The organism is Streptomyces himalayensis subsp. himalayensis (assembly GCF_013778455.1).
GTDB lineage: Bacteria > Actinomycetota > Actinomycetes > Streptomycetales > Streptomycetaceae > Streptomyces > Streptomyces himalayensis.
Window position 1 is genome coordinate 61554 of sequence record NZ_JACEHE010000012.1, and the last position, 25244, is coordinate 86797.

Sequence of the window (25244 nt, forward strand, 5' to 3'; positions counted from 1 at the left end):
GCCGAGTCCCTACCGCCCACGCGGTCCCGCATTCCGGGTGCCGGCCTCGCCAAGGGCCTGGCCGTCACCCTCCGCACGATGACGAGGAAGTCCGTCACCGCGCAGTACCCGGACGTCCAGCCCGAGCTCCCGCCGCGCACCCGCGGTGTCATCGGCCTGTTCGAGGAGAACTGCACCGTCTGCATGCTGTGCGCACGCGAGTGCCCGGACTGGTGCATCTACATCGACTCCCACAAGGAGACGGTCCCGGCCGCGACGCCCGGCGGGCGCGAACGCAGCCGCAACGTCCTCGACCGCTTCGCCATCGACTTCTCGCTCTGCATGTACTGCGGTATCTGCATCGAGGTGTGTCCTTTCGACGCGCTGTTCTGGTCCCCGGAGTTCGAGTACGCCGAGACCGACATCCGCGACCTCACCCATGAGCGCGACAAGCTCCGCGAGTGGATGTGGACGGTCCCGGCCCCGCCCGCTCTCGATCCCGGAGCTGAGGAGCCCAAGGAACTGGCCGGGGCCCGCAAGGCCGCGGAGAAGCTGGCCGCCGCGCAGGCGGAGCCAGGCGCTCCCGAGCCCGGCGCCCCCCAGGCTCCCGGTGGCCCCGCCACCCCCGACACCTCAGACGCCTCCGGCACCTCCGGCACGTCCAGCACCTCCGGCACCTCCGGCACCTCCGGCACCGCCGGAACCCCCAGACAGGAGGGACCCGCGTGACCCTCGCAGCGAGCAGCCACGGCTTCCTCTCCCCGACCGGCGTCGAGGTCGCCTTCCTGCTGGTCGGGATCGTCACGCTCGGCGCGGCGGTCATAACCGTCACCACCAAACAGCTGGTGCACGCCGCCCTGTGGCTCGTGGTGGCGCTCGGCGGCCTCGCCGTCGAGTACCTCCTGCTGACGGCCGAGTTCATCGCCTGGGTACAGGTCCTCATCTATGTCGGTTCCGTCGTGGTCCTCCTCCTGTTCGGACTGATGCTCACCAGGGCGCCCATCGGCCGCTCCCCGGACGCCGACTCCGGCAACCGGTGGGCGGCGCTGACCGTGGCCGTCGCCGCGGCCGCCGCCCTGGTCTGGGTTGTCGTCGATGCCTTCCGTACGACCTGGATCGACCTGGACGGCGCGGCAGGTGGGGCTGACGGCGGCTCCACCGCCGTGACCGGAGCGAGCCTCTTCCAGAGCTGGGTGCTGCCTTTCGAGGCGCTCTCGGTCCTGCTTCTGGCCGCCCTCGTCGGCGCGATCGTCCTCTCCCGCAAGGCCGCAGCCGAGGGCGAACGCCCGCAGGGCTCAACGAACAAGGCGCCGTCCGACAAGGGCAAGGCGCCGTCCGACAAGGACACGGCGCCGTCCGGTAAGGACCAGGCGGCCTCCGGCAAGGAAGGGGTCCGCTGATGCACCTCGCTTATCCCGCCGTGCTCTCCGTCCTCCTCTTCTGCACCGGCCTGTACGGCGTCCTGGCCCGCCGCAACGCGATCCTGGTGCTGATGTCCGTCGAGCTCATGCTCAACGCCGTCAACCTCAACCTCGTTGCCTTCGATGTCTGGCTCAGCCGGGCCGCCCGCGACGCCCTGCACTCCGGTCAGGCGCTCACCCTCTTCACCATCGCCATCGCCGCCGCCGAGATCGGCATCGGCCTCGCGATCGTGCTGGCCGTGTACCGCGCTCGGGGCACCTCGGACATCGACAAGCTCCGCGACACCGCCGAAACGCGCCCCGGCCCCGGCGACGACGGCACCGAACCGGCCGCCCCCGCCATGGCAGAAAAGACTGAGGCCGCCGCGTGACCACGACCACCCTTGCCGTACTCGTTCCTCTCCTTCCGTTCCTGGGTGCCGCGGCCGGCCTGCTACTCGGCCGCACCGCTCCCGGCTTCGTACGCCCCCTCGCGGTCCTGCCCACCCTGCTGTCGACGGTCTTCGCGGTGCTGGTCGCCCTCCGCCAGGGCGGCGGCCAGGCAATCGACGCGGCCACCGAGCTCACCCCCACCGGCTCGGTCCCCGTCGAACTCGCCCTGCACCTGGACGGTTTCGCCGTCCTCGTCGCCGTCCTCGTCGGCGTGGTCGCGTCCTGCGTGCAGATCTACTCCACGGGCTATCTGCGCGACGACCCGCGCTACCCCTCGTACGCGGCACTCATCTCCCTCTTCACCTCCGCGATGCTGCTCGTCGTCTACTCCGGCGACCTGATCGTGCTGCTGGTCGGCTGGGAGATCATGGGCATCTGCTCGTACTTCCTCGTCGGCCACTACTGGGAGACGCCCGAGGCGCGTGCCGCATCCCTGAAGGCCTTCCTGGTCACCAAGCTCGGCGATGTCCCCTTCCTCTTCGGTCTGTTCGCCCTCGCCGCCGATGCCGGGTCGTTCCGCATCACGACCGTCCTCGGCGCCGTCGCGAGCGGCGGGCTCGACCACCCGACGCTGATCGCGCTGCTGCTCCTGGCCGGCGTGGCGGGCAAGTCCGCGCAGTTCCCGCTGCACACCTGGCTCCCCGACGCGATGGCCGGCCCCACCCCCGTCTCCGCGCTGATCCACGCCGCGACGATGGTCGCCGCCGGTGTCTACTTCATCGCCCGACTCCTCCCCGTCTTCACCGCGTCGGCGGCCGCCCTGGTCGTCCTCGCCGTCATGGCCGCCGTCACGATGACCGGCTCGGCGCTGGCCGCGCTCGCCCAGGACGACATCAAACGCGTCCTCGCCTACTCGACCATCGGACAGCTCGGCTACATGACCGGCGCCCTGGCCGTCGGGGACCGCGGTGCCGCCGTGTTCCACCTCCTCTCGCACGGCGCCTTCAAGGCGCTGCTGTTCCTCGCCGCGGGCGTGATCATCCACGCCGCGGGCACCAACTCGCTGGCCGCCATGTCCCGGATGCGCGACCTGCGCAGCCGCGTCCCCGACGCCTACTGGACGATGACCGTGGCGCTCCTGGCGCTCGCCGCGATCCCGCCCTTCGCCGGCTTCTTCTCCAAGGAGGCCGTGCTCGGGGTCGCCGAGCACGCCGCCGCCGGTGAAGGCGCGGCCGTCCCCGCCTCGGCGGGCTGGATCATCCTCGTCTCCGGACTCGTCACCGCCCTCCTCACCGCCACGTACGCCACCCGGCTGTGGCTGCTGGCCTTCCGGGGCCACGGCGCCGAGGCTCCGGACCACGGCAGGCAGCCCGTCGTCATGAACGCCGTGCTGTGGGTGCTCGCCGTGCCGTCACTCGCCTTCGGGCTCACCATGGGCCTGCTGCCCGACTGGTTCGACGGCCACGACCTCACCCCGACCCTCACCACCTCCGTTCTCGGCACAGGCCTGGCCCTGGTCGGCGGACTCGTCACCTACGGCGCCTGGCGGCACACCACCGCGCTGGCCGCTCGCGTCCCGCTCGGCGCCGTCGCGGCCCACCCCGAGGCGGATGCCGGAGTAGTGGAAGCAGAGGCCATCGCGAGCCACGCTCCCGCGTACGGAGACGTGGCCTACGCCCCCGACCCGGCCGACCCCGGTCGCCTGCTGCTCGGACCGCTGCACCGCCACGCGGCCGTCGGCTTCCATCTCGACGCCGCCTACACTGCCCTGTTCGTACGCCCCGTGCGGGCCGCCGCAGAACTGGTCCGCTTCCTCGACCGCGAGGTCGTCGAAACCTACGTACGCGGTGCGGGCACCGCCCCCCGCTGGCTCGGCACGGCCGTGCGCCGCGCCCAGACCGGCAACGTGCAGACCTACCTCAGCGTCCTGCTCGCCGGCTCGGCCGTCCTGGCGGCCGTCGCCGTCCTCGTCGCCACCAGGGGAGCGTGAGCAGCCGTGATCGATATCAGCGAATCCGTGATGCAGTTCCTTCTTGCGTTCATCGTCGTCGGGCCGCTCATCGGCGCCGCCGCCGCTCTCCTCCCGGCCCCGCCCGGACTGAAGGGGAAGTCGCCCGAGCAGGCCGTGCTGCGCCACGGCGTGACCGTGACCGGCGCGGTCCTCGCGGCCGCGATCGTCCTCGCGCTCGGCTTCGACCACAACCAGCCGTCGAAGATGCAGGCCACGACCGACATCAGCTGGATCCCCGCACTCGACGTGCGGATCCACCTCGGCATCGACGGCATCTCGCTCCCCCTCCTCGTCATGACGGCGCTGCTGACCTTCCTCTGCGCGCTGTACAGCTACTTCAAGATGCCCGCGGGCCCGTCCCCCGCAGCATTCGTGGCCCTGCTCCTGGTCCTCGAGTCCGGCACCCTCGCCACCTTCGCCGTCCTCGACCTGCTGCTGTTCTTCCTCGCCTTCGAGATGGTCCTCATCCCGATGTACTTCCTCATCGCCCGCTGGGGCGGTGAGGGGCGCGGTCCCGCCGCTTGGAAGTTCATCCTCTTCACGCTGCTCGGCTCCGTCGTGATGCTGCTGGGCCTCCTCCTCGTCGGGCTCAACTCCGGCACGTTCGACATGCTGGCACTCGCCACTGACAACGGCCGGTCGCTCACCACATCCGTGCAGGTCATCGCCGTTCTCGCGATCGGGATCGGGCTCGCGGTCAAGACCCCGATGTGGCCGCTGCACAGCTGGCTGCCGGACGCCCACACCGCCGCGCCCACGGTCGGCTCGGTGCTCCTCGCCGGTGTCCTGCTGAAGATGGGCACGTACGGGTTCGTCCGCATCCTCCTGCCGATCACACCCGACGGGATGCGCACGTTCGCGCCCTATCTCGCCGCCTTCGCGGTCGTCGGCATCATCTACGGATCCCTGGCCTGCCTCGCCCTTGCCAAGCAGGGCGGGAAGGGCGACCTCAAGCGCCTCATCGCGTACTCCTCCGTCGGCCACATGGGCTTCGTCCTGCTCGGCATCGCCACGATGACCCCGACCGGCGTCAACGGCGCGCTGTTCGCCAACATCGCCCACGGCCTCATCACCGGCCTGCTGTTCTTCCTCGTCGGCGCCCTGAAGGACCGCACCGGGACGACGGACCTCGACGCCCTCGCGCAGGAGACAGGAGCCGCGCTCTACGGCCGCGCACCCCGCTTCGGCGGCCTGCTCGCCTTCGGCGCCGTCGCCTCGCTCGGACTGCCGGGCCTGGCCGGGTTCTGGGGCGAGATGCTCGCCCTGTTCGGCGCTTTCCAGCCCGCCCAAGGCCTCAGCCGCCCCGCGTTCCTGACCTTCATGGTGTTCGCCGGCCTCGGCACCCTGCTCACCGCCGCGTACATGCTCGTCGTCGTACGCCGCGTCTGCATGGGATCCGCCGAGCAGGAGAGCCGGGCGGTCACCGACGTCCAGGGCTACGAGTTCGCCGCCTGGACGCCCCTCGTCGCCCTCACCGTCCTCGCCGGACTCTGGCCCGCGGTCCTCCTCGGCCTGACCGACCCGGCCGTGCAGCAGCTCCTCGCAGGAGGCACCCGATGAGCTCCGTGGCCCAGTCCGTGGTCCAGTCCGTCGACTGGCTCGCGATCGCGCCGCCCACCATCGCCGCGGTCGTCGGACTCGTCGTGCTGGTCGCCGACCTGTTCGTACGCGACGACAGGAAGGCCCTCCTCGGCTGGGTGTCCGTCGCGGGCCTGGCAGCGGCCGCGCTGTCGCTGCTGCCCCTCCTCGACGGCGACCGCTCCACGTTCTGTCTGCGGGGCGACGCGACCGTCTGCAGCTACACCGCCGACCGGTTCACGCTTGTCATCCAGTTCCTCGTCCTCGGCGGAGCCCTGCTGGCCGCTCTGCTCTCGGCGAGTGCCATCAAGGACGCGCAGGGATCCGGAAAGGAACTCCCCGAAGGGGAGTTCTGGTTCCTGCTGCTCTCCTCCGCCGCGGGCGCCGCCCTGCTGCCCGCATCCCGCGACCTCGCCACCCTCGTCGTCGCCCTCGAGGTCGCCTCGCTGCCCGCCTTCGCCCTGGTCGGCCTCAAACGCGGCGACAGACAATCCGCCGAAGCCGCGCTGAAGTTCTTCCTGTCGTCCGTCACCGCGACCGCCGTGACCCTCATGGGCGTCAGCTTCCTCTACGCCGCGACGGGCACCCTGTATCTGACCGAGATGGCCTCGGCGCTCCAGGACGTCGACGCGCAGCTCAGCACGCTCGCCCAGGCAGGTGTCGTCCTCACCCTCGTCGGCTTCGCCTTCAAGACGGCGGCGGTGCCCTTCCATTTCTGGGTGCCCGACACCTACATCGGCGCGCCCTTGCCGGTCGCCGCGTACCTGTCCGTCGTCGGCAAGGCGGTCGGCTTCTCCGGGCTGATCCTCGTCACCGTCGTCGCCTTCCCCGCGTACGCGGACGTGTGGGGCCCGGCGATGGCCCTCCTCGCCGCGCTCACCATGACCGTGGGCAACGCCGGCGCGCTACGCCAGCAGGCCACGCGCGCGTACAGCGCGGTCCGGCTGCTCGCCTGGTCGTCCGTCGGACAGGCCGGCTACCTGCTGGTGCCGATCGCCGCCGCCGGCTACTCCAAGGACGCCGAGCGGGCCATCGGCTCGACCGTGGCGTACGCCCTGATGTACGCCGCCGTGAATCTCGGCGCCTTCGCCGTGGCCGCTCTCGTGGCCCGTACGAAGCCGCTCAACCGCATCAGCGACTACCGCGGCCTCTACGCCGCCCAGCCGGTGTCGGCCCTGGTGCTCGCCTTCTTCCTGCTCTGCCTCGCGGGGCTGCCGCCGGGCATCATCGGACTCTTCGCGAAGGTCACGGTCTTCTCGGCCGCGGTCGACGCCGGTCTCGGCTGGCTCGCGGTGGTCATGGCCGTCAACGTCGTGATCGCGCTCTACTACTACCTGCAGTGGACCGCGCTGCTCTTCCGCGCCCCGGAGGGAGAGCCCGAGAGGCACCGCATCCCGGCCCCGCTGACGGCCGCGATCGCACTGACCGCCGTCCTCGGCATCGCACTCTCAGGGGCGCCCCAGCTGGTACTGCGCTTCGCGGACACCGGGCTGTTCTGACCCGCGCTGTTCTGACCCGAGCGGTTCTGACCCGAGCGGTTCTGACCCGCGCGGTTCCGACCCGCGCGGACAACTCCGCGGACGACTCCACCGGCACGTGGACGACGTCACCGGCACGCGTCCGTGGCCCGTCACCCGGACGGCCCACGCACGGCCGTGCGCGCACAAGGGAACTCGTGCCTCCCGCCTGGCGTTGACCAGTACGGAAGCGTCCACTGGACAGTGAGCATCTACCGACAGTGGAAGCACCAGAGCGTCAACAAGCAGAGGGTTCCCCTGCCGCACCACCAGGAGGGCGTACCGTGCACCGCCGGCACAACGGGTTGAAGACCGCCGTACTCCTCGGGGGACTGTCCGCACTCATCCTCGTCATCGGCAGTTTCTTCGGGCGTACGGGCCTGTTCGTCGCTCTCTTCGTCGCCCTGGGTACGAACGCGTACGCCTACTGGAACAGCGACAAGCTCGCGCTGCGCGCCATGCGCGCGCGCCCGGTGAGCGAGTTCGAGGCACCGGCGCTGTACCGCATGGTCCGGGAACTCTCCACACAGGCACGTCAGCCCATGCCCCGGCTGTACATCTCGCCGACCGAGGCGCCGAACGCGTTCGCCACCGGACGCAACCCGCGCAACGCCGCCGTCTGCGTCACCGAGGGCATCCTCCGGATCCTCGACGAGCGTGAGCTCCGGGCCGTGATCGGCCACGAGCTCAGCCATGTCTACAACCGCGACATCCTGATTTCCTCGGTCGCCGGCGCCCTCGCTTCCGTGATCATGTTCCTGGTCAATTTCGCCTGGCTGATCCCGATCGGCCGCTCGGACAACGACGAGGGCCCGGGCATCTTCGGCATGCTGCTGATCATGATCCTGGGGCCGCTCGCCGCGAGCGTCATCCAGCTGGCGATCAGCCGTTCCAGGGAGTTCGAGGCGGACGCATCCGGAGCCCAGCTGACCGGCGACCCGCTGGCCCTCGCCAGCGCGTTGCGCAAACTCGACGCCGGGACCAAGCAGTTGCCCCTGCCGCCCGAGCCCCGCCTCGAGACGGCAAGCCACATGATGATCGCGAACCCGTTCCGTCCGGGCCAGGGAATGTCGAGGATGTTCTCCACGCATCCGCCGATGGCGGAGCGCATCGCCCGGCTCGAGCAGATGGCAGGTCGTCACCGGTGAAGACAATCCTCAACGTCATCTGGCTTGTCCTGAGCGGCTTCTGGCTGTTCCTCGGGTACGTGCTCGCGGGCCTGATCCTCTGCGTCACGATCATCGGCATCCCGTTCGGCATCGCGGCGTTCCGCATCGGCGTCTATGCCCTGTGGCCCTTCGGCTATACGACGGTCGAGCGCAGGGACGCGGGCGCGCCCTCCTGCGTCGGCAACGTCCTCTGGGTGGTCCTTGCGGGCTGGTGGCTCGCGCTCGGCCACATCACGACCGGCATCGCCCTCTGCGTCACGATCATCGGCATCCCCCTGGGTATAGCCAACTTCAAGCTCATACCGGTCTCGTTGTTCCCGCTGGGCCGAGAGATCGTGCGGACCGACCAGCCCTTCGCGGCGACAGGCTGGTAGCGGGCGGCGCGGGGGTGCAGCTGCCGAAGTACGCCCTGGCCGCGTACGACGCCGAAGAGCCCGAACACGACCAGATCTGGGCCCTGTGCGCCGACGCGGAGGATCTCTTCGCCGATCCACCGCCCTCCGAACGTGTGCGCTTCGAACTGCTCGGCTGTGCGCCGGAAGGACGACTGGCCGCCGCTCTGGCCCACGCACGGGCCGAAGGCTCCGCACCGCTCGGACTTCTGGCCCTCGAGATCCTCGACAAGGCGGGCAACCGCATCGACGAATGGTGCCTGGAGGACGTACGCATCGTCGGCGACCGCCCCTGCGCGCGAGAGCTGTCGCTGCGCGACATCTCCGTGGAGGCGCGCGAGGCCGACAGCCGGCGCGACCACCCCGGACGGCCTCCGCTGTCCCCGGGCTACCTGTTGCTCGGCGGGCGGGACGAACCGTACGGCCGCTGCCGGGACCTGGCCCACGTCAGTGAGCCGTACGCGGAGCCGCGTCCCGAGCCTCCGCTGCGGCTGCTCGGCTGCTCACCGCGCGGCGCCCTGCGGACGGCCCTGGACGCGGGCGACGAGGAACTCGGCCACGCCCAGATCCTGCGTCTCGACGCCTTCGGGCGGGCGCTCCAGTACGCAGTGGAGGGCGAGATCACCGCCTGGATCCCCTCGGCCCACGGCCGCGGACTGGTCGACCTCACCCTCGAACCCTGGTCGCAGCGGCCTCCGTACGCGGCCCGCGCGGTCTGGGACCTGTGGTGGGACGGCGTTCCCGCCGAGCCGAATCTGTGGGCGCGCTGCGACACGGCGAGTCGCGACTTCTGGCTCGGCACCGCCCTGACCAACCGCGACGGCCGCATACCGGACGCGGCGCCCGGCGCCGCCTACCACCTCGACGGCCGCCACATCACCGACGAGCCGGGCTTCTACTGCGCGCTCGGCGAGGCGGTGAACGGCCCCGGCGGGTACTTCGGCCGGAGCCTCGCCGCCTTCGACGACTGCTTGTGCGGCGGCTTCGGCGCCCAATGGCCGTTCACCGTCGTGTGGCACGACGCCCACGTCGCCCGTACCTGCCTCGGTGTGACCCCTCACGCCGACGGCCGCCCACCGGCGTTCGAAGAACTGCTCGACCACCTGGCCGGGAAGGGGATCGAGGTGGTCCTGGCCTGATCGGCCGCTCCCCCACCGCGTCGCCGCGCTCATCGCTCGCCGCGCTCAACGCTCGCCGCGCTCACCGCTCGCCCCGCTCACCTCACCGACCGCTCACCGGCGCCGACCTTGGGGGCAGGCGCCCCCGCCCGGACGACCGTGGCTTTCTCACTGGGCCGACGGGCGCCTCACCGCGTAAGCGACCATCCCTGCCGCAAGTACGCCAACCCCCGCGGCCACCGAGGTGAACGGCAGGGAGAAGGCCAGCAGAAGGCAGCCCAGCAGGCCGACTACGGGGAGTGCTCGCCGGGAACTCAGCGTGGAGGCCGAGACGTTGGCAATGGCGTAGTAGACGAGCACGCCGAAGGAGGAGAAGCCGATGGCTTCGCGCACGTCGATGGTCGCAGCCAGCACCGCGACCACCGTTCCCACGGCGAGCTCCGCCCGGTGCGGCACCTGGAATCGGGGATGCACGGCGGCCAGGGCGCCGGGCATATGCCGGTCCCGTGCCATGGCGAACGTCGTCCGCGACACCCCGAGGATCAGCGCCAGCAGCGACCCGAGCGCCGCCACCGCGGCCCCCACCTGCACGACGGGCGCCATACCCGGCACTCCTGCGGCCCGCACCGCGTCGGCCAGCGGGGCGGACGCATCGGCCAGGCCGCCGGACCCCAGCACCGAGAGAGCCGCCACGGCCACGGCGGCGTATACGCAGAGCGCGATACCGAGAGCCAGCGGGATCGCGCGCGGAATAGTGCGCGCCGGATCGCGCACCTCCTCGCCCAGCGTCGCGATACGCGCGTACCCGGCGAAAGCGAAGAACAGCAGCCCGGCCGCCTGAAGCACCCCGGCAGCCGTGGCGTCGGCCCCGACGTCCAGCCGGGCGAAGTCCGCGTCCCCCGCTCCCAGACAGAGCACGGCGACCGCGGCGAGCACCGCAAGCACCATGGCGACGATCGCCCGTGTCAGCCAGGCGGACTTCTGCACGCCGCCATAGTTCACGGCGGTCAGCGCGACCACGGCGGCGACAGCGACCGCATGCGCCTGCCCCGGCCAGACATACGCTCCGACGGTCAGCGCCATCGCTGCGCACGAGGCGGTCTTGCCGACGACGAACGCCCAGCCGGCCAGATACCCCCAGAACTCGCCGAGCCGCTCCCGCCCGTACACATACGTCCCACCGGACGCCGGATACAGCGCGGCCAGCCGCGCCGACGACATCGCATTGCAGTACGCGACCACGGCGGCGAGCCCGAGCCCGAGCATCAGTCCCGACCCGGCCGCGTCCGCCGCCGGACCGAGAGCCGCGAAGATTCCGGCCCCGACCATCGACCCCAGCCCGATGACGACGGCGTCGAAGACGCCCAACGTCCTCCGCAACTCCTGCGTCATGCGCTGCGCCCCCGTGTCATATGTCGCGCTCGTGTGTCATGTGCCGCACCCTACTGATCACCGCAACCGGGCGCCGCCCCGCCGACGTCATCCCCGACAAGAGCGCACGAACACCGTGCAGGAAAGGCAGGTTCAGGCATGAGCATCATCAGCTGGATCGTTCTCGGATTGCTGGCCGGTGCCATCGCCAAACTCCTGCTGCCCGGACGCGATCCGGGCGGCTTCATCGGCACGACCCTCATCGGCATCGCGGGCGCCTTCGTCGGCGGCTGGATCTCCGCCCGCTACCTCGACCGCCCGGTCGTCAACGACTTCTACGACGGAGCCACCTGGGCCGCCGCGATCGGAGGCTCCCTCTTCCTGCTGATCGCCTACCGTCTCCTGTTCGGGCACTCCCGCCGCTGACCGAGACCGCAGCCTGGGCAGCAGCGGAGGGCGGTACCCGGTCTGTCGGGTACCGCCCTCCGCTGTGCGATCAACCGGTCTCAGCCTGTCGAAGCCGCACTACGACCACCACCACAGGTGGTCGAACGAACTACCGATAGTTCACGAACTGCAGCGCGAAATCGAAGTCCTGGCCCTTCAGCAGTGCGATCACGGCCTGCAGGTCGTCGCGGCTCTTCGAGCTGACGCGCAGCTCGTCGCCCTGCACCTGTGCCTTCACACCCTTCGGGCCCTCATCGCGAATGATCTTCGCGACCTTCTTTGCGTTCTCCTGGGAGATGCCTTCCTGGATCGACGCGAAGATCTTGTACTCCTTGCCGGACAGCTGCGGCTCGCCCGCATCCAGCGCCTTCAGCGAGATCCCACGCTTGATCAGCTTGGACTGGAACACGTCGAGGACCGCCTTCACCCGGTCCTCGGAGTTCGCCTCCATCAGGATCTTCTCGCCGGACCAGGCGATCGACGCGCCGACGTTCTTGAAGTCGTATCGCTGCGAGATCTCCTTGGCGGCCTGGTTGAGGGCGTTGTCGACCTCCTGCCGCTCGACCTTCGAGACGATGTCGAAACTGGAGTCGGCCATGTCCTGTGGCTCCTTGTATCGGGGTGCTCAGAGGCGGCCGCCGGTCCCGTGGCCGCATCAGCAAAGCCTATCCACCGGGCCACGGGTAGGCGCTGATCAATAGGGTGGCGAAGCACCCCCGTGCATCAGGTATCGTTTACGTCGTTGCCACGGAGCACCGCGAAAGCGGCGGCTCAACGGCAGCAACCCCCGGCGGTGTGCCCGAGCGGCCAAAGGGAGCAGACTGTAAATCTGCCGGCTCAGCCTTCCCAGGTTCGAATCCTGGCGCCGCCACCAGACCGAAAGGGTCTGTGACCAGCAGGAATGCTGATCGCAGGCCCTTTCGGCGTTCCTGGAGAACGCGACGACGTTTTAGACTCTTTATCCCAGCGTGTCTCACCCTGATTCACGTGCTGACCAGCGCGTGTGGGGCAGGTGTGGGGCAGTGCTCAGGCCCTACCTCCCGTTCTTCAGCGCTGCTTCGATCCGGGCGTTCGCCGTGGCTGCGCGCCGTCGGGACACTCGGCGTACACGCGGAAGGGCACCGCCACACTGTGGGCGGCGCGCTGGGCGACGACTTGCGGCAGCAGCGAACCTGCCGGGCGACGCCGTCGACGTACTCGCGCCAGAGGTCGCCCGGGGCGTCGCTGAGGCTGAGCGTCTTCGCAGGTATACGAAGTCGGCGGGGTAGGCCCGCTCCCGAGGCCGATCGCAGATGACGGACTCTGCTTCTGCGGGCAGGTGCCTGAGCGCACGAAGCCGCGAGCCCATACGTCGAGGCCCACGCGCCGGTTGATCAGAGTGTTGTCGAGGTCGAAGAGTGCCAGCACGCATCGGAGCTACAGCGCCCCACGTGCGCGCACACTTTGGACGTCACCTGCTCAAATCAGCACCTGCTCAATCAGCCTTACGTGGTGAGTCCCGCCCTTTCACAAGCGGCTTTGTACTTGGGCGTGCAGATCTGATTGATCGTGTACACGCCGTCCTTGACGACCGTGTCCTTGATGTTGTCGGCGGTCAGGGAGATCGGGGTGAGCAGGACGGCCGGGATGTCCTCGATGGTGGGGCTGTCGACCATGTCTGTGGCGATGTCGCCGAGTTGTTCACCCTGGGCCAGGGCGACGGCCATTTCGGCGGCGGCCTCGGCCTCGAGCTTGAAGGGCTTGTAGACGGTCATGTACTGCTCGCCGCTCACGATGCGCTGTACGGCCGTGATGTCGGCGTCCTGGCCGGTGACCGGTGGGAGCGGTGACACCTCGGCGGCCTTGAGGGCGGAGATGACGCCGCCAGCAAGGCCGTCGTTGGCGGAGTAGACGCCGTCGATGTTGTCGGCGCCCAGAGCGGAGATGGCGCCGGACATGTTGATGTGGGCGTTCTCCGGATTCCACCAGGCGGTGTCGTACGCCTTGCCGATCTTCACCTTCCCCTGGAGGACGGACAGGGCGCCCCTCTTGAAGGCGGCCGAGTTCGGGTCGGTCGGGGAGCCGTTCATCATGACGATCTGCCCGCCGTCCGCCTTGTCGCCCATGGCCTTGAGGAGCGCCCGGCCCTGGATCTCACCGACCTTCTCGCCGTCGAAGGAGACGTAGCCCGATATCGGGCCCCTGGCGAGGCGGTCGTAGGCGACGACCGGGATGCCCGCGTGGTCGGCCGTCTCGACCGAGGACCGGGCCGCCTTGGCGTCGACGGGGTCGAGGATCAGGACATCGACCCCTTTGGTGACCATGGAGTGCACCTGCTGGTGTTGGGTGGCCACATCCTCCTTGGCGTTGGCGTACTCCACCCTGCAGTCGCCGCACAGGTCCTTGATCTTCTTCTCGATCAGGGGCCTGTCGAAGTGCTCGGCGCGAGGGGTCCCGGCTCCCGGGAGCAGCAAGCCGATCGTCACGCCGCCCGTGCCGGAGGTGTTCCCGGTCTTGCCACAGGAGGACAGGACGACGGCCAGGGACACCGCGGCCGCAGCGACGGCGGCACGGCGCAGGTAGAGGTTCACGTGCCGGGACCTCCTTACCCGTCGATCGGACGCCGATCAGATCCCCATCCCAGTATGGGCAGGCACAGGGTGCGGAGGACTGACCACACTGCAGCAAGGCGGACGTACCGGAGCCGCAAGTGAAAGATCTGGACGAGACGTGGACGACGACAGGGACCGGACGCCGCGTTGCCGCTTCCGCCGCAGGTGAGCGGACTGTGGATCTTCCTTCGCGAGAGGTCTGTAAAGCCGGCGCTGCACAAGCGGTAGATCTTTCCCTGACGTCTTTCCCTGACGTCTTACGTCTTTCCCTGACTTCTTTCCCTGACTTCCATCGAGCCCGCGCACGGCGCGGGAGCGAGCCGCCTCTGCGGCACGGCCGCCTCCTGTCTTCGCCCCGACTGGCCGCGCCCGGCGGCGCGCTACGTGCAGCGGGCTGAGCAGGAAAACCCTCTGTGGCTGGGACGGCCGGCTCCACGCCTTTAGGGAGCCACCATGGGGCGAACCTCGAAGATCATGGCCCCAACGTCGTGCTTTACCGGGCAGGTCCACAGACTGCCCGACGCGCCATCAGCTTACGGGGCCATGATCACTCGCCCCATGGCGGCTCCCGCCCAAAGCCGCTCCACCGCCCTCAGCCGTTCGCCTCGAACGAGTCGATCTGACTCTGTGGTGCGCGCACGGCGTGGGTGCGAAGGTGACGGGATGACACGAGCCGAGACTGCGTACCACGGAGAGCTGGGGGAGTACTTCGCCACCCTTGCCACGAACAACGCCTCCAACGCCCACACCGATCGGCCGGCCATGCTCAAGCTGGCCGGGGACGTGGGCGGGCTGCGGGCGCTGGACGTCGGGTGCGGGGCCGGGCACTACGCGGCCGAGCTGCGGGACGGCGGGGCGGCCGAGGTCGTCGGGGTGGAGGGCAGCGAGACACTGCTGCGCGCCGCGCGCGAGCGGCTCGGGGACGGCGTCGAGCTGCACCACCATGACCTGGAGGAGCCGCTGACGTTCCTGGAGGACGCCTCGTTCGACATTGCGGTGATGGCGCTGGTGTACCACCACGTGGAGGCACGCGAGCAGTTGCTCGCCGAGCTGCGGCGCGTGCTGCGCCCCGGCGGAACGCTGCTCGTCTCCACCACGCACCCCGCCGCTGAGTGGACATGGTTCGGGGGCTCGTATTTCGCCGACGAGCGTGTCGAGGCCCCTATCGACGGGGGGTTCACCATCTCCTACCGGCGCATGACGCTGGAGAAGTTCCTCGGGGAGCTGCTCGGCGCCGGGTTCGTGCTGGAGCAACTGGTGGAGCCGCGGGCGATGGAAGAGGCCCGCGAGATCGATCCGCGCCGCTACGAGAAGACCCACACCGTGCCCTACTTCCTGGCCGTCCGGCTGCGCCGCCCGTAGCCAGGGGCTCCACCGCCCTCACGTCTCACCAGCTCAGACCCAAACTTCTGACGGGAGTCTGGCGGCAACGTCAGCGGACGCCGCGGTCCCATTGGACGAGATGCGACCCGTCCTGGGCGAGCTCCAGTAGTCGCCCGGCCACGGTGGACTTACCGACACCGGGTACTCCGCCCAACATCACCGTAAGCATCGGCGGACTGTACCCGTCATCCCGTTCATCCCGTCACCGACGCGATCGCTTCGCCCCCTTGTGGGCGCTTCATGTACGTGTCACACAGTTGAGAGGTGGCGATCGAGGAAGGGGGGACGCTGTATGTCCGGCGGCGCACCGACCGAGCTGCCACCCAGCCGGCCGACGCGCCGCTGCTGCGGGTGGGCTCAGGGACCCGGACGACGTGAGACCGCCCACAGCCGCGCTTCGGCCATCACTTCGAGCACGACTGCCTCCTTCGCGTCGCCGTATCGGGCACGGCTGTCGGGATGCAGATCGGCCGCCCGCCGCTTGGACGCCTCGTATCGTCGGGCGGTCTCTGGGCGGGCCCTGAGGTAGTCGCGGAAGATCCGGTTCTCACGCGGGTGCGGCGACGCCACGCCAAAAACGTGCAGGTGATGGGTGCGCTTCCCGGCTGTGTCCTTGGGAAGGAACAAGTGATCCTGGTCATCGGCGAAGACTCACGGTCGAAAGACGTACCCGTGTCGCTCCAGAGCCGAGACATCCGCGGCGACCTCCTTGACGTCGGGCACCACCGCAATGATGTCGATGATCGGCTTGGCTGCCAGTCCGGGGACACTGGTCGATCCGATGTGCTCGATGCTCACCGCTTGGGGCAGCGCGTCCGCCAGGAGCTGTCGCTCGGTCTCGAACTGCTCCGGCCAGGTCGGGTCGTAGGCGACCACCTCGACGACGCGTACGGGTTCGTCCACGCCGACCACTGTACGGAGCCCTTCGGCCCGTGCGGGCGTTGGCTTCGACCCCGTGGGGCATACGCAGGGCGGACGGACCCCAGGGCCGACGAAGCCCAGCTCGGGCGGGAAGGCCCGCGCGGTCTGCAAATCTGCCGGCTCAGCCTTCCCAGGTTCGAATCCCTGCGCCGCCACGCTGAGGCAGTCGTTCCGCTGGGGCGCCCTCCGACTGCGACACGCAGGTCCGAGGGGGTCTCTTCATGTCTGTGCCAGTCCGGTGGCATTCGCTCAGGGCTGCCGAACATCCATCCTGTTCACCAGCCCGTCCGCCCCGAAGGAATAGACGTGTTCGACCGGGGCGCCGGCCCAGTGGTCGCCCGTCTCGTCCCGCATGCCGACGCGCACCGTTGCGACGACTCGCCGAGGTCCCTCCGAGGAAGCCTGGGTGCCCGGCTGCTCCTCCTCGTCGAGCCGCAGCCCCTCCAGCCGTACGAGAGGAGTGCCGGCGGCGAACTGGCTTGCCCAGTACGCGCGTACCTGCTCGTGGCCGTGGAGGCGGACGCCGTCGAGAACGTTGGGCCAGTCCACGTCCGGGGCGAGCGCGACTGCCATGACGGCCTCGCGCTCATCGGTACTGAACACCTCGTACATCCTGCGGAGCAGGGTGGCCTGTTGCGCCGGTACTTCCTGTTGTTGCTTCAGGGGGTCGTCTTGCTTCTTCAGGGGATCGTCGGTGCTCATGGCAGGCGCTCCTCGCTCGGAAAGAGGCGTGACGGGCGCACGGCGTCCAGGCGGCCCGACGGCCGGCCAAGCACCGGCGCGCCCGAGCATCCCTCCGGCTTACGTCCAGAGCGAACGCGTTACGCCAAAGGCGAACCCGCCCAACCACGAAGGGGCCGGGAGCCGGGCCTCAGTTCCCCGCCACCGACTTGACCGCCACTGACACTGGCGTCGAACCGCTGATCAGCTCCAGCGTCAGCCCTGCTGTCGCCGGCGTGTCGACCAGCTCCGCCAGCACCGCCGCGACGTCGTCACGCGGGACCGGCCCGCGTCCGGTGTGCGCCTCCAGGCGTACGAGACCGGTTCCGGCGTCGTTCGTCAGCATGCCGGGCCGGAGGATCGTCCAGTCCAGGTTCTTGCGCTCCCGGATGTCGGCGTCGGCCTCACCCTTGGCACGCAGATACACATCGAAGACCTCGTCGCCCTGGTGGGCCGGATCCGCCCCCATCGAGGACACCACCAGATACCTCCGCACGCCGGCCCGTTCCGCCGCGTCCGCGAAGAGGACGGCCGCCGCGCGGTCCACCGTGTCCTTGCGCGCGGCGCCGCTTCCCGGCCCCGCGCCGGCCGCGAAGACGACGGCGTCCGCGCCCTGCAGATGCCCCGCAACCTCATCCACGGAAGCGGACTCGAGGTCGCACAGAATCGGTTCGGCCCCCGCGGCCTCGAGGTCGGGGGCCTGCTCGGCGCCCCGGATGAGTCCCGCGACCTCGTCCCCGCGCGCGGCGAGCAACCGCTCGAGCCGCAGCGCGATCTGACCGTGCCCTCCAGCAATGACAATGCGCATGCTTCCGACCGTACGCCCGGCCGGGCGAGTTCGCTGCACGGCCGGTTCGTGCCCGCAGAATGCTGACTCGCCTGCCCAGCCCGGCCAGTTGAGAGCCGGTTGTGCCGGCCGCGCCGCACGGCCGGCTCGCAGTCCCGCCCGAGCACAACCTCGCCACACAGTGAGCACGCATTGCCCGGAGGCGGTTACCGCGTCGCAGCTCTCACGGCGAATCGGGGCCCTTCGACCGTCCCTGTCGCGGCAGGTCCAGCGCCACCGCCGCCGCCGAGTCGCAGTACTCGCGTACCGCGCTGGTACGTGCCACCACGCGCCCCCGGTGCACCACGATGCGGCTGTACGCGAGGGAGAGCGCACCCGCGAGCTGGGCCCCCCGCACGGCCAGCAACTCGGCTGGAAAGCCCGCTTCCACACGCACCTCGGGCAGTCCCAGCACGGCCCGGGCCCGGGCGCTCACCGCGTCGTAAGCCTCCTCGGGACGCAACCCCTCCCGCGAGGCCAGCAGATATGCCGCCTCCAGCGGATCGCCGCGCCCCACCGGATTGGACACGTCCCGAAGCGCGCCGCTGCCGGCCGCGACGCGCACCCCGGCCGCCCGCAGCAGCCGTACGGGAGCCGTGCCGCCGCCCTCCACGCCACCACCCCCGCACCCGCCCTGCGGAAGGCACACCACGGCCACTCCGGCCGCGGCGAGCTGGTCCGCGTTGCGCGACGCCGCCTCGGCGGGCAGCCGCCCGAGTCCGGCGCACGGCCCGATCGTCACTCCTGGCCGCAAGCCGCCCGCAATGGCCGCGAGCCGCGACAGGCGCGCCGGATCACCCGCGTCCGTATGCAGATCGACAGGGCAGCCGTGCTCCGCGGCGACCTCCAGCACCGCCTCCACATACCCCGTCGGATCGGGGTCGAGGTCGGGACAGCCGCCGATCACGGAGGCGCCCATCTTGACCGCGTCCCGCAGCATCGCCAGCCCATCCGCCCCGGCGACGCCCGTCAGGAGCCGAGGCACCGCCACCGCCGTCAGATCGACCAGTCCGCGCAGCGACCGTCGTGCCTGGAGCACCGCCTCCATCGGTCCCAGCCCCGGCACATCGCCGATCCGCACATGGGAGCGCAGCGCCGTCGCGCCATGCCCGAGCTGAAGCAGCGCGGCCTCGGTGGTCCGCCGCTGCACGTCCTGGACGTCGTACGAGACCGGGCCGGGGGTCTCGGCCGAGAGCGCCGTGTCGCTGTGGGCGTGCGGCTCCGCGAGTGCGGGCAGCAGGAGATAGCCGGTCAGGTCCACGCGCGCGGCGTGCGCGGTCAGGCTGCCGGCCGTGCCGACCGCCTCGATGCGTCCCGCGGAGAGTCGCACGTCCACCGTCCGGCCATCGGTGAGACGTGCGCCGCAGAGGAGCAGCGCCGTGCCGTCGCCGACCGCCGGGTCACCGTTGCCGCTTCCCGACCGGCCGGACGATCCCGAGGAGCCTGACGAACCCGAGGAACCCGCCGAACCCGAGGAACCCGCCGAACCCGAGGAACCCGCCGAACCCGAGGAACCCGCCGAACCCGAGGAACCCGCCGAACCCGAGGAACCCGCCGAACCCGAGGAGCCCTGGAAGCCCGACGACCCCGGGAAGCCACCTGACCGACCGGACAAGCCTGCGGGTCCCGAGGGCCCCGACTGGCCGGCGTGGCCCGGGGAACCGGGGGAGTCGGGCTGCTGCGGCTGGCTGTCGGGCATCGCGCTCCTGGGGCTCGGGGACGGCTGCAGGCGTCATGTCGAACGCGGGCGACGCGCGCAAGATCACGCAGCGTGAGTCGAGCCTAGGGTGACGGCTCGTCGGCTTCGAGGAGGAGCGGAATAGTCGTACCGGCGTGGTGCGACCTGGCCGAGGGCCGTTGTGGCGGGACGGCGGGCACGAGGAGGGGGGAGCCGTCGCGTGACTGCAGGGGCTGGAGAAACAGCTGGCGACAGACAGAGTCCGCTGGTGCGGGGCTGATGGGAGCCCGCGACTGAGCTCGTCACCGCTGTGGGGCAGGCCCAGGGAAACGGATTTGGGCGATCGGTGGGCGAGCGTGTAATGTCTTCATCGCTCGCCCCAATAGCTCAGTCGGCAGAGCGTCTCCATGGTAAGGAGAAGGTCTACGGTTCGATTCCGTATTGGGGCTCTGATGTGTAAGGCTTTTCGTCTCGGCGGGAAGCCTGCCACATCGCAGCGGTGTAGCTCAGTCGGTAGAGCAAGCGGCTCATAATCGCTGTGTCACCGGTTCAAGTCCGGTCACCGCTACTCTCAGTAGCCGATTGCGGGGTCGGTCCTTCGATCGGCTACTATTTCTGCGTTAAATGACCCATCCGTTCGTCAAGGAGCACTCACGTGGCTGCCACCGACGTCCGCCCGAAGATCACGCTGGCCTGCGTGGAGTGCAAGGAGCGGAACTACATCACCAAGAAGAACCGGCGTAACAACCCGGACCGTCTTGAGATGAAGAAGCACTGCCCGCGTTGCAACGCGCACACCGCGCACCGCGAGACGCGATAAATCAGGCTCGTACGTGAGGCCGTCCCCATCTCCGGGGACGGCCTCACGTCGTTCCAGGGGGATGGCCTCGCGCCGTTCCGCGGGAGGGCCTCGACGTCGCGGAGAGTGGCCCTCGTGACGCTGCGGGGGTGGCCTCGCGTCCTGACCGGCTCCTCCGTGGAACCCTGACCGGGCAGCCGGCGGGTGCGAGCCGTGCCAGCCAGTGAAAGCCGTGGAAACCAGGAGGTGCCGAGCCCATGGCGCTCGACCAGTCCTTCGTGGGGCGGTCCTACCCGCCCACCGACCCCTATGAGGTCGGCAGGGAGAAGATCCGCGAGTTCGCGGAGGCGGTGGGGGACGCCAACCCCGCGTACACCGACCCGGACGCCGCCAAGGCGCTCGGCCACGCCGATGTGATCGCCCCACCGACCTTTGTGTTCGCGATCACCTTCAAGGCGGCGGGCCAGGCCGTCGCGGACCCGCAGCTGGGTCTGGACTACAGCCGCGTCGTGCACGGCGACCAGAAGTTCGCGTACACGCGCCCGGTGCGCGCGGGCGACCGGCTCACGGTCACCTCGACCATTGAGGCCATCAAGTCCCTGGCGGGCAACGACATCCTGGACATCCGCGGTGAGGTCCACGACGAGGCCGGCGAGCACGTCGTGACGGCCTGGACCAAGCTCGTGGCGCGTGCGGCGGAGGAGGCATGACGGTGAGCACGGCGGCGAAGATCGCATACGACGACGTCGAGGTCGGCGCGGAACTGCCGGCCCAGACCTTCAACGTGACCCGCGCGACGCTCGTGCAGTACGCGGGCGCATCCGGTGACTTCAATCCGATCCACTGGAACGAGAAGTTCGCCAAGGAGGTCGGACTGCCGGACGTCATCGCGCACGGCATGTTCACCATGGCCGAGGCGATCCGTGTCGTCACCGACTGGGTGGGCGACCCGGGCGCCGTCGTCGAGTACGGGGTGCGGTTCACCAAGCCGGTCGTCGTCCCGAACGACGACAAGGGCGCGCTGATCGAGGTCAGCGGCAAGGTCGCGGCCAAGCTCGACGACAACCGCGTACGGGTCGACCTGACCGCCACATCCGGAGGCCAGAAGGTTCTGGGCATGTCCCGGGCGGTCGTACAGCTGGCTTAGAGCAGCAGCCGAATCACCCCAGGTAAGGGGCGCCCTCCATGGCGGGGCGCCCCTTACCGTTTTCCTCCGAGGACATGCACCCTTGACGTAGATAGTGATTGGCCACTAACTTACTCGTATGGTCAGGATGAGTGCCGAGGAGCGGCGCGAGAGCGTCATCCGTGCGGCGATGAGCGAATTCGCCAAGGGCGGCTATCGCGGTACGTCCACCGAGGCGATCGCCAAGCGCGTGGGTGTCTCGCAGCCGTATCTCTTCAGGCTCTTCCCCGGAAAGAAGGCGATCTTCCTTGCCGCGGCGGAGCGGTGTCTGGAGGACGCCTGCCGCCTTTTCGAGGAGGCATCCAAGGGTCTGCACGGCGAAGAGGCCCTGCATGCGATGGCGAACGCGTACACCAAGGTCATCGCGGAGAAGCCGGAGCAGCTGCTGATGCAGATGCAGATGTACGTCGCGGTGGCGGCGGCCGATGAGGCCGGCGACCACGAGCTGGGCGAGGCGGTGCGGGCCGGCTGGATGCGGCTGTTCGACACCGTCCATCTGCCGCTCGGGGCCGACGTGGACGAGACCACGACCTTCCTGGCGTACGGAATGCTCGTGAATTGCCTGGTGGCCATGGGTTTCCGGCCGGACCACCGGGTCTGGGAGGGGCTCTATCCCTCGGCGCGGGTCAAGGGCCGCCTCGAGCACTGAACCCCGAAGCCTCTTTGTGCTCGCGAAAGTTAGTTATCAATAACTAACGATCACTCTGGGGGAGCGATGTCGCAGCAAGCAGCACGGGGCGGGGGAGCCGTCTGGGCCCTCGTCATCACCAGCGCCGCCGGTTTCATGGCGGCACTCGACAACCTCGTCGTCACGACCGCCCTGCCGTCCATCCGCGAGGACCTCGGGGGAGGGCTCGACGACCTCGAATGGACCGTGAGCCTACACGCTCACCTTCGCCGTGCTGCTGATGTTCGGCGCGGCCCTGGGCGACCGGTTCGGGCGCCGCCGGCTGTTCCTCGCCGGTCTCGCCGTGTTCACCGGCGCCTCCGCCGCCGCGGCCATGGCGCCGGGCATCGACTCGCTGATCGCCGCCCGCGCGGTGCAGGGCGTCGGCGCGGCGGTCATGATGCCGCTGACGCTGACCTTGCTGACCGCCGCCGTACCGGCCGCCAAGCGCGGCATGGCCTACGGGATCTGGGGCGCCGTCAACGGGCTCGCCGTCGCCTCCGGGCCCCTCGTCGGCGGCAGCCTCACCGAACACATGTCGTGGCAGTGGATCTTCTGGCTGAACGTCCCGCTCGGTCTCGCCCTGCTGCCGCTGGCCCGGCTGCGCCTCGGGGAGTCGTACGGCACGGGCGCCCCGCTCGACATCCCCGGCACCGTGCTTGCCAGCGGCGGTCTGTTCGGGATCGTGTACGGCCTGGTCCGCGGCCCTGTCGACGGCTGGACCAGCGGATTCGTCCTCACGGGCCTCGTCCTGGGCGGGGCGCTGCTCGCGGGCTTCGTGCTCCACGGCATACGCGCTGAGAACCCGATGCTGCCGATGCGGCTCTTCCGCAGCCGGGCCTTCACCGGCATCAACGGGGCGAGCCTGCTGATGTTTCTCGGGATGTTCGGCTCGATCTTCCTGCTCAGCCAGTACATGCAGGGCGTCCTCGGCTACTCGCCCACCGAGGCGGGGCTCCGGATGCTGCCGTGGACCGGCATGCCGATGCTCGTCTCGCCCGTCGCCGGCTACCTGTCGGACCGGATCGGCGGGCGCGTGGTCGTCGCCGCGGGTCTCTTCCTGCAGGGCGTCGGCCTGGCCTGGTTCGCCTCCGTGGTGGCGGCCGACACCACGTACGCCGCTCAGCTTCCCGCCCTGGTCATCAGTGGTGTCGGAATGTCGCTGTTCTTCGCCCCGGCCTCGAGCCTGGTCATGTCCAGCGTCCGCCCGCACGAACAGGGGATCGCATCCGGCGCCAACAACGCGCTCCGGGAGGTCGGCGGCGCGCTCGGCATCGCGGTGATGGCCTCGATCTTCTCCGCCCAGGGCGGGTACGAGACCGCCCAGCGCTTCGTCGACGGCATCGAGCCCGCCCTGTGGGCCGGCGCCTCGACGGTGGCGCTGGCAGGCGTCATGGCCCTGCTGATACCGACCCGTCGGCGCGCGGCGGCAGAGAAGGAGGACGAGGTGGCAGCGGTCTCGCCCGCCCCCGTCCTGGAGGCGTCCTCGGCCTCGCACTGAGCCGACGAGTCCGGAAATCCGACGCGAGAAACCGAACCGAACTCGAAAGGAACCCGCCGTGCCCACCCTCCCCTGGTCAGTGCCCAACACACCGCCCCGGCACGCCGAGGCCCATGTCATGGCCTCCCGGTTCGAGACCCGCACTCTCTGGGGAGCGCTCCGGTTCTTCATCAGGACGCCGGCCGTCTGGCACCAGGTGAGCAGGGCGCCCGGCGCGTACGGGGCCTCGCTGAAGGCGTCGCCGCTGCGGCGCACCTTCTGGACCCTGTCCGCCTGGGAGTCGCCCGAGGCGCTCCGGCGCTTCGCCCGCTCCGGACCGCACGGCCCGGCCGCCCGGGGGCTGCGTCCGCTGATGCGCGACGCGAAGTTCGTCACATGGTCGGCGACGACCGACGAACTGCCGCTCGACTGGGCCGACGCGCTGAAGCGCTTGGAGTGACAAGCCCCGCGTACGGCTCCGGGGAACGGTCCCACGAACGGCCCCGCCCTGACCCGCGGGGCCGTTCTCGTACTCTGGTGCGCGTGCAGGAACTCCACGACGCCCCGCTCGCCCCGCTGACGACCTTCCGGCTCGGCGGCCCAGCAGCCCGCCTGATCACGGCGACCACCGACGACGAGGTGGTCGCCGCAGTCCGTGAGGCCGACGACACAGGCACGCCGCTCCTGCTCATCGGCGGCGGATCGAACCTGGTCATCGGCGACGAGGGCTTCGCCGGTACGGCCCTGCGCATCGCCACGCGCGGCTTCACGCTCGACGGTACGGAGCTGGAACTCGCCGCGGGCGAGGTCTGGACCGACGCGGTCGCGCGCACGGTCGATGCGGGTCTCGCCGGAATCGAGTGCCTGGCCGGAATTCCCGGTTCGGCAGGCGCGACGCCCATCCAGAACGTCGGCGCGTACGGTCAGGAAGTCTCCTCGACGATCACCGAAGTGATCGCGTACGACCGCAGGACGCACGAGACGGTCACCATTCCGAACGCCGAGTGCGGCTTCTCGTACCGCCACAGCCGCTTCAAGGCCGATCCCGAACGGTTCGTGGTGCTGCGCGTCCGGTTCCGGCTGGAGGACGCCGACGGGCTCTCCGCCCCGCTCAAGTACGCCGAGACGGCCCGCGCCCTGGGCGTCGAGCCGGGCGACCGCGTGCCGCTCGCCGACGCCCGTGACACCGTGCTCAAGCTGCGCACCGGCAAGGGCATGGTGCTCGACCCGGAAGACCACGACACCTGGTCGGCCGGGTCCTTCTTCACCAACCCGATCCTCACCGGGCAGCAGCTCGCGGCCTTCCACGCGCGCGTGGCCGAGCGGCTCGGCCCCGACGTCACCGCGCCCGCCTATCCCGCGGGCGACGGCCTCACCAAGACCTCCGCCGCCTGGCTCATCGACAAGGCAGGCTTCCACAAGGGCTACGGCAACGGCCCCGCCCGGATCTCCACCAAGCACACCCTGGCGCTCACCAACCGGGGCTCCGCCACGACCGAGGACCTGCTCGACCTCGCCCGCGAGGTCGTCGCCGGAGTGCGGGACGCCTTCGGCATCACGCTGGTCAACGAGCCGGTGACGGTGGGCGTCAGCCTCTGACGAGGCCGACCGCCGGCAA

At 70.0% G+C, this 25244-nt stretch carries 24 protein-coding genes, 3 tRNA genes and 2 pseudogenes; 22 read left to right on the forward strand and 7 right to left on the reverse strand.

Annotated features, from left to right (window positions below; translation table 11 throughout):
* The first annotated feature begins 78 nt into the window (after window positions 1-78).
* The 9 genes from H1D24_RS20215 to H1D24_RS20255 all read left to right on the forward strand — a co-directional run bounded on the left by H1D24_RS20215 (window position 79) and on the right by H1D24_RS20255 (window position 9578).
* The gene (locus H1D24_RS20215; RefSeq protein ID WP_181659192.1) at window positions 79-708 is read left to right on the forward strand and encodes a NuoI/complex I 23 kDa subunit family protein; all 630 of its coding nucleotides are present in this window, start codon (window positions 79-81) and stop codon (window positions 706-708) included.
* Entirely contained in the window at window positions 705-1379 is a 675-nt protein-coding gene (locus tag H1D24_RS20220) for an NADH-quinone oxidoreductase subunit J family protein (RefSeq protein ID WP_181659047.1), read from the forward strand. The genes H1D24_RS20215 and H1D24_RS20220 overlap by 4 nt, the downstream gene beginning before the upstream one ends.
* Entirely contained in the window at window positions 1379-1771 is a 393-nt protein-coding gene (gene nuoK / locus H1D24_RS20225; protein ID WP_181659048.1) for an NADH-quinone oxidoreductase subunit NuoK, read from the forward strand. The genes H1D24_RS20220 and nuoK overlap by 1 nt, the downstream gene beginning before the upstream one ends.
* Window positions 1768-3762 carry an NADH-quinone oxidoreductase subunit 5 family protein gene (locus H1D24_RS20230; protein ID WP_181659049.1) on the forward strand — a complete coding sequence of 665 codons (1995 nt, stop codon included), beginning with the start codon at window positions 1768-1770 and terminating at the stop codon, window positions 3760-3762. The genes nuoK and H1D24_RS20230 overlap by 4 nt, the downstream gene beginning before the upstream one ends.
* 6 nt (window positions 3763-3768) lie before the next feature.
* Window positions 3769-5343 (forward strand): complex I subunit 4 family protein, encoded by a 1575-nt coding sequence (locus tag H1D24_RS20235; RefSeq protein ID WP_181659050.1) that lies wholly within the window; start codon window positions 3769-3771, stop codon window positions 5341-5343.
* Window positions 5340-6860: an NADH-quinone oxidoreductase subunit N gene (locus tag H1D24_RS20240; RefSeq protein WP_181659051.1), complete on the forward strand. Its 1521-nt coding sequence runs from the start codon at window positions 5340-5342 to the stop codon at window positions 6858-6860. Before H1D24_RS20235 ends, H1D24_RS20240 begins: the two co-directional genes overlap by 4 nt.
* Before the next feature lie 302 nt (window positions 6861-7162).
* A complete protein-coding gene (htpX, locus tag H1D24_RS20245; protein ID WP_181659052.1) occupies window positions 7163-8026 on the forward strand; it encodes a zinc metalloprotease HtpX in 864 nt (287 codons plus the stop codon).
* Window positions 8023-8421 (forward strand): YccF domain-containing protein, encoded by a 399-nt coding sequence (locus H1D24_RS20250; RefSeq protein ID WP_181659053.1) that lies wholly within the window; start codon window positions 8023-8025, stop codon window positions 8419-8421. The genes htpX and H1D24_RS20250 overlap by 4 nt, the downstream gene beginning before the upstream one ends.
* Window positions 8422-8435: 14 nt before the next feature.
* A complete protein-coding gene (locus tag H1D24_RS20255; RefSeq protein ID WP_181659054.1) occupies window positions 8436-9578 on the forward strand; it encodes a barstar family protein in 1143 nt (380 codons plus the stop codon).
* A gap of 147 nt (window positions 9579-9725) precedes the next feature.
* Here the strand turns inward: H1D24_RS20255 and H1D24_RS20260 are convergent, their stop codons facing one another.
* Window positions 9726-10949: an APC family permease gene (locus tag H1D24_RS20260; RefSeq protein WP_181659055.1), complete on the reverse strand. Its 1224-nt coding sequence runs from the start codon at window positions 10947-10949 to the stop codon at window positions 9726-9728.
* A gap of 138 nt (window positions 10950-11087) precedes the next feature.
* Between H1D24_RS20260 and H1D24_RS20265 the strand changes: the two genes are divergently transcribed.
* A complete protein-coding gene (locus tag H1D24_RS20265) occupies window positions 11088-11354 on the forward strand; it encodes a GlsB/YeaQ/YmgE family stress response membrane protein (protein WP_181659056.1) in 267 nt (88 codons plus the stop codon).
* A gap of 130 nt (window positions 11355-11484) precedes the next feature.
* On the opposite strand, the gene H1D24_RS20270 is transcribed toward H1D24_RS20265, so the two are convergent.
* Window positions 11485-11973, reverse strand: coding sequence for a YajQ family cyclic di-GMP-binding protein (locus tag H1D24_RS20270; protein ID WP_181659057.1), 489 nt, complete (start codon window positions 11971-11973; stop codon window positions 11485-11487).
* 191 nt (window positions 11974-12164) lie between these two features.
* Here H1D24_RS20270 and H1D24_RS20275 point away from each other — a divergent pair.
* Window positions 12165-12249: transfer RNA gene (locus tag H1D24_RS20275), tRNA-Tyr, on the forward strand.
* Window positions 12250-12859: 610 nt separating this feature from the next.
* Here the strand turns inward: H1D24_RS20275 and H1D24_RS20280 are convergent.
* Window positions 12860-13945 (reverse strand): substrate-binding domain-containing protein, encoded by a 1086-nt coding sequence (locus tag H1D24_RS20280; protein WP_181659058.1) that lies wholly within the window; start codon window positions 13943-13945, stop codon window positions 12860-12862.
* A gap of 684 nt (window positions 13946-14629) precedes the next feature.
* Between H1D24_RS20280 and H1D24_RS20285 the strand changes: the two genes are divergently transcribed.
* Complete coding sequence (locus H1D24_RS20285; protein ID WP_181659059.1) at window positions 14630-15328, forward strand: class I SAM-dependent methyltransferase; 699 nt, start codon at window positions 14630-14632, stop codon at window positions 15326-15328.
* Between the two features lie 378 nt (window positions 15329-15706).
* Here H1D24_RS20285 and H1D24_RS42520 read toward each other — a convergent pair.
* The 4 genes and pseudogenes from H1D24_RS42520 to H1D24_RS20315 all read right to left on the reverse strand — a co-directional run bounded on the left by H1D24_RS42520 (window position 15707) and on the right by H1D24_RS20315 (window position 19191).
* Window positions 15707-16426 (reverse strand): annotated as a pseudogene (locus tag H1D24_RS42520) (GrpB family protein).
* Window positions 16427-16519: 93 nt separating this feature from the next.
* Window positions 16520-16972: a nuclear transport factor 2 family protein gene (locus H1D24_RS20305; RefSeq protein WP_258564206.1), complete on the reverse strand. Its 453-nt coding sequence runs from the start codon at window positions 16970-16972 to the stop codon at window positions 16520-16522.
* 169 nt (window positions 16973-17141) lie between these two features.
* Complete coding sequence (locus H1D24_RS20310; protein ID WP_181659063.1) at window positions 17142-17798, reverse strand: SDR family oxidoreductase; 657 nt, start codon at window positions 17796-17798, stop codon at window positions 17142-17144.
* 202 nt (window positions 17799-18000) lie between these two features.
* A complete protein-coding gene (locus H1D24_RS20315; protein WP_220137003.1) occupies window positions 18001-19191 on the reverse strand; it encodes an amidohydrolase family protein in 1191 nt (396 codons plus the stop codon).
* Between the two features lie 4 nt (window positions 19192-19195).
* Between H1D24_RS20315 and H1D24_RS41750 the strand changes: the two genes are divergently transcribed.
* The 10 genes and pseudogenes from H1D24_RS41750 to H1D24_RS20360 all read left to right on the forward strand — a co-directional run bounded on the left by H1D24_RS41750 (window position 19196) and on the right by H1D24_RS20360 (window position 25225).
* Complete coding sequence (locus H1D24_RS41750) at window positions 19196-19591, forward strand: hypothetical protein (RefSeq protein ID WP_220137027.1); 396 nt, start codon at window positions 19196-19198, stop codon at window positions 19589-19591.
* Window positions 19592-19870: 279 nt separating this feature from the next.
* A tRNA-Thr gene (locus H1D24_RS20320) sits at window positions 19871-19943 on the forward strand.
* A gap of 46 nt (window positions 19944-19989) precedes the next feature.
* Window positions 19990-20062: transfer RNA gene (locus H1D24_RS20325), tRNA-Met, on the forward strand.
* 87 nt (window positions 20063-20149) lie between these two features.
* Window positions 20150-20314: a 50S ribosomal protein L33 gene (gene rpmG, locus H1D24_RS20330; protein ID WP_003948671.1), complete on the forward strand. Its 165-nt coding sequence runs from the start codon at window positions 20150-20152 to the stop codon at window positions 20312-20314.
* 236 nt (window positions 20315-20550) lie between these two features.
* Window positions 20551-21003, forward strand: coding sequence for a MaoC family dehydratase N-terminal domain-containing protein (locus H1D24_RS20335; RefSeq protein ID WP_181659065.1), 453 nt, complete (start codon window positions 20551-20553; stop codon window positions 21001-21003).
* On the forward strand, window positions 21000-21440 hold the full coding sequence (locus H1D24_RS20340; RefSeq protein ID WP_181659066.1) for a MaoC family dehydratase: 441 nt from the start codon (window positions 21000-21002) through the stop codon (window positions 21438-21440). Before H1D24_RS20335 ends, H1D24_RS20340 begins: the two co-directional genes overlap by 4 nt.
* A 118-nt stretch (window positions 21441-21558) precedes the next feature.
* Window positions 21559-22128, forward strand: coding sequence for a TetR/AcrR family transcriptional regulator (locus H1D24_RS20345; RefSeq protein ID WP_181659067.1), 570 nt, complete (start codon window positions 21559-21561; stop codon window positions 22126-22128).
* Window positions 22129-22194: 66 nt separating this feature from the next.
* Window positions 22195-23647 (forward strand): annotated as a pseudogene (locus H1D24_RS20350) (DHA2 family efflux MFS transporter permease subunit).
* Between the two features lie 58 nt (window positions 23648-23705).
* Entirely contained in the window at window positions 23706-24086 is a 381-nt protein-coding gene (locus H1D24_RS20355) for a DUF3291 domain-containing protein (RefSeq protein ID WP_181659068.1), read from the forward strand.
* Between the two features lie 83 nt (window positions 24087-24169).
* On the forward strand, window positions 24170-25225 hold the full coding sequence (locus H1D24_RS20360) for a UDP-N-acetylmuramate dehydrogenase (RefSeq protein WP_181659069.1): 1056 nt from the start codon (window positions 24170-24172) through the stop codon (window positions 25223-25225).
* The last annotated feature ends 19 nt before the right edge of the window (window positions 25226-25244 follow it).